1 protein-coding gene and 1 pseudogene are annotated in these 2,540 nt (G+C 41.0%); both read left to right on the forward strand.

The features are described from left to right. Nucleotides 1–201 precede the first annotated feature (201 nt). Nucleotides 202–1,545, forward strand: a complete 1,344-nt coding sequence (gene asnS / locus K1J10_RS10410; protein ID WP_263285417.1) for an asparagine--tRNA ligase — start codon at nucleotides 202–204, stop codon at nucleotides 1,543–1,545. A gap of 224 nt (nucleotides 1,546–1,769) precedes the next feature. Next, nucleotides 1,770–2,471, forward strand: a pseudogene (locus tag K1J10_RS10415) (MFS transporter); the annotation flags it as partial. Nucleotides 2,472–2,540 lie beyond the last annotated feature (69 nt).

Genomic DNA, 2,540 nt, shown 5'->3' on the forward strand with positions numbered 1-2,540 from the left:
CTAGCTCAAACAGCTGGAAGAACACTCGCTTAATCAGAGGAATGACTTTGTTGCACTTGACTTGACAATTGGGGAAAGTCAGTTTTCGTAAAAAAAAGCCGGATTTTTAGATTGTGAGAGATAGCTATCGGCTCTTATTTGTGGTAAAATGAAAGGTGATCATGTCTTCGGACAAGTTTAACGAGAAAAGGAAGATGTATTATGACAAAACGGATTACCATCATTGAAGTTAAAGACTACGTCGGTCAAGAAGTGACTATCGGTGCTTGGGTTGCTAACAAATCAGGAAAAGGGAAAATTGCTTTCTTGCAATTGCGTGACGGGACTGCCTTCTTCCAAGGTGTAGCTTTTAAACCAAACTTTATTGAGAAATTTGGTGAAGAAGTAGGTCTTGAAAAATTTGATACCGTCAAACGATTGAGCCAAGAAACGTCTGTCTTTGTAACAGGGATTGTCAAAGAAGATGAGCGCTCAAAATTTGGTTATGAATTAGAAATTACAGACATCGAAGTCATCGGTGAATCGCAAGATTACCCAATCACTCCTAAAGAACATGGAACAGATTTCTTGATGGACAACCGCCATTTGTGGTTGCGTTCACGCAAACAAGTAGCAGTGATGCAAATTCGTAACGCAATCATTTATGCAACTTATGAGTTCTTTGACAAGAATGGTTTCTTGAAATTTGATAGCCCAATCCTTTCAGGAAATGCTGCAGAAGACTCTACAGAACTTTTTGAAACAGACTACTTTGGAACACCAGCTTACTTGAGCCAATCAGGACAGCTTTATCTTGAAGCTGGGGCTATGGCTCTTGGTCGTGTCTTTGACTTTGGTCCAGTATTCCGTGCGGAGAAATCAAAAACTCGTCGTCACTTGACTGAATTCTGGATGATGGATGCGGAGTACTCATACTTGACACACGACGAGTCACTTGACTTGCAAGAAGCTTATGTTAAAGCGTTGCTTCAAGGTGTTCTAGATCGTGCTCCTCAAGCCTTGGAAACCTTGGAACGTGATACAGAGCTCTTGAAACGCTACATTGCAGAGCCATTCAAACGCATTACTTACGATGAAGCCATTGATCTTTTGCAAGAACATGAAAATGATGAAGACGCTGACTATGAACATCTAGAGCATGGAGATGATTTCGGTTCACCACACGAAACTTGGATTTCAAATCACTTTGGTGTACCAACCTTTGTGATTAACTACCCAGCAGACATCAAGGCCTTCTACATGAAACCAGTTCCTGGGAACCCAGATCGCGTGCTTTGTGCAGATTTGCTTGCACCAGAAGGTTACGGAGAAATCATCGGTGGTTCCATGCGTGAGGAAGACTACGATGCCCTTGTCGCTAAGATGGAATCACTTGGTATGGATCTTACAGAGTATGAATTCTACCTTGACCTTCGTAAATACGGTACAGTCCCACACGGTGGATTTGGTATCGGTATCGAGCGTATGGTAACCTTCGCAGCTGGAACTAAACACATCCGTGAAGCCATTCCATTCCCACGTATGTTGCACCGTATCAAACCTTAATAGCCATAAAAACGCCGTCTGGCGTTTTTATACTCTTCGAAAATCAAATTCAAACTACGTCAGCTTCACCTTGCCGTACTCAAGTACAGCCTGCGGCTAGCTTCCTAGTTTGCTCTTTGATTTTCATTGAGTATTACTTTAAATGAAAGAGGTGGAGAAAATGTAGGCAAATCTAAGTAAGTCTTTTAGAAACAATCAAATTACATATTGAAAGAGAGAAAACGATGTTTAAAAGAACTTACAAAGGCAATATTCCACTCCTAGCAGGTCTGGAATTTACATCTTATTTTGGAATTACTAGTTTTTGGATTTTATTTTTTATCCAAAATGGTCTTTCCTTACTTCAAATCGGTTTACTAGAAAGTATTTTTCATGGGACAAGTCTCTTGTGTGAGATCCCATCTGGTATGTTGGCAGATCGATTTAGCTACAAGGCCAATCTCTATTTGGCTCGCTTGGCCAGTATTGGATCCTCTATCTTGATCTTACTTGGTCAGGGAAATTTTTGGATTTATGCGCTTGCTATGATGGTCAATGCTTGGTCCTACAATTTTGACTCAGGGACCAGTACGGCTTTCTTATATGATTCGGCTGTAGAAGCAGGGCAAAAGGACCGATATCTTCAGATTTCTAGCTTTTTGTCTGGTGTGGCAGAAGTCACCCGAACCTTAGGTACAGTTGTGGCAGGTTTCTTTATTCACGGAGCATTGGCCTGGACCTATCTGATTGCTATTGGTCTCTCCTTGCTTTCCATTCTCTTGATTTTTCTAATGAAAGAGCCAGAGAGCAAGAGTGGTGAAAGAAATCACTTGACCTTAAAACGGATATTGGTGGTAGTGAAACAAGAGTGGCAGGAAAAACCAGTCTTGTTTTACTGGATGTTCACCTATCAGCTGGTAGGAACCATCATGTGTATGTTTTATTTTTGATAAATTGCAAGAATAAGTGCAACATTTACTTGAACTCATCCTCTAGAGCTTCACAAGCAGTTCTGT

The organism is Streptococcus australis (assembly GCF_019930045.1).
Classification (GTDB): domain Bacteria; phylum Bacillota; class Bacilli; order Lactobacillales; family Streptococcaceae; genus Streptococcus; species Streptococcus australis_D.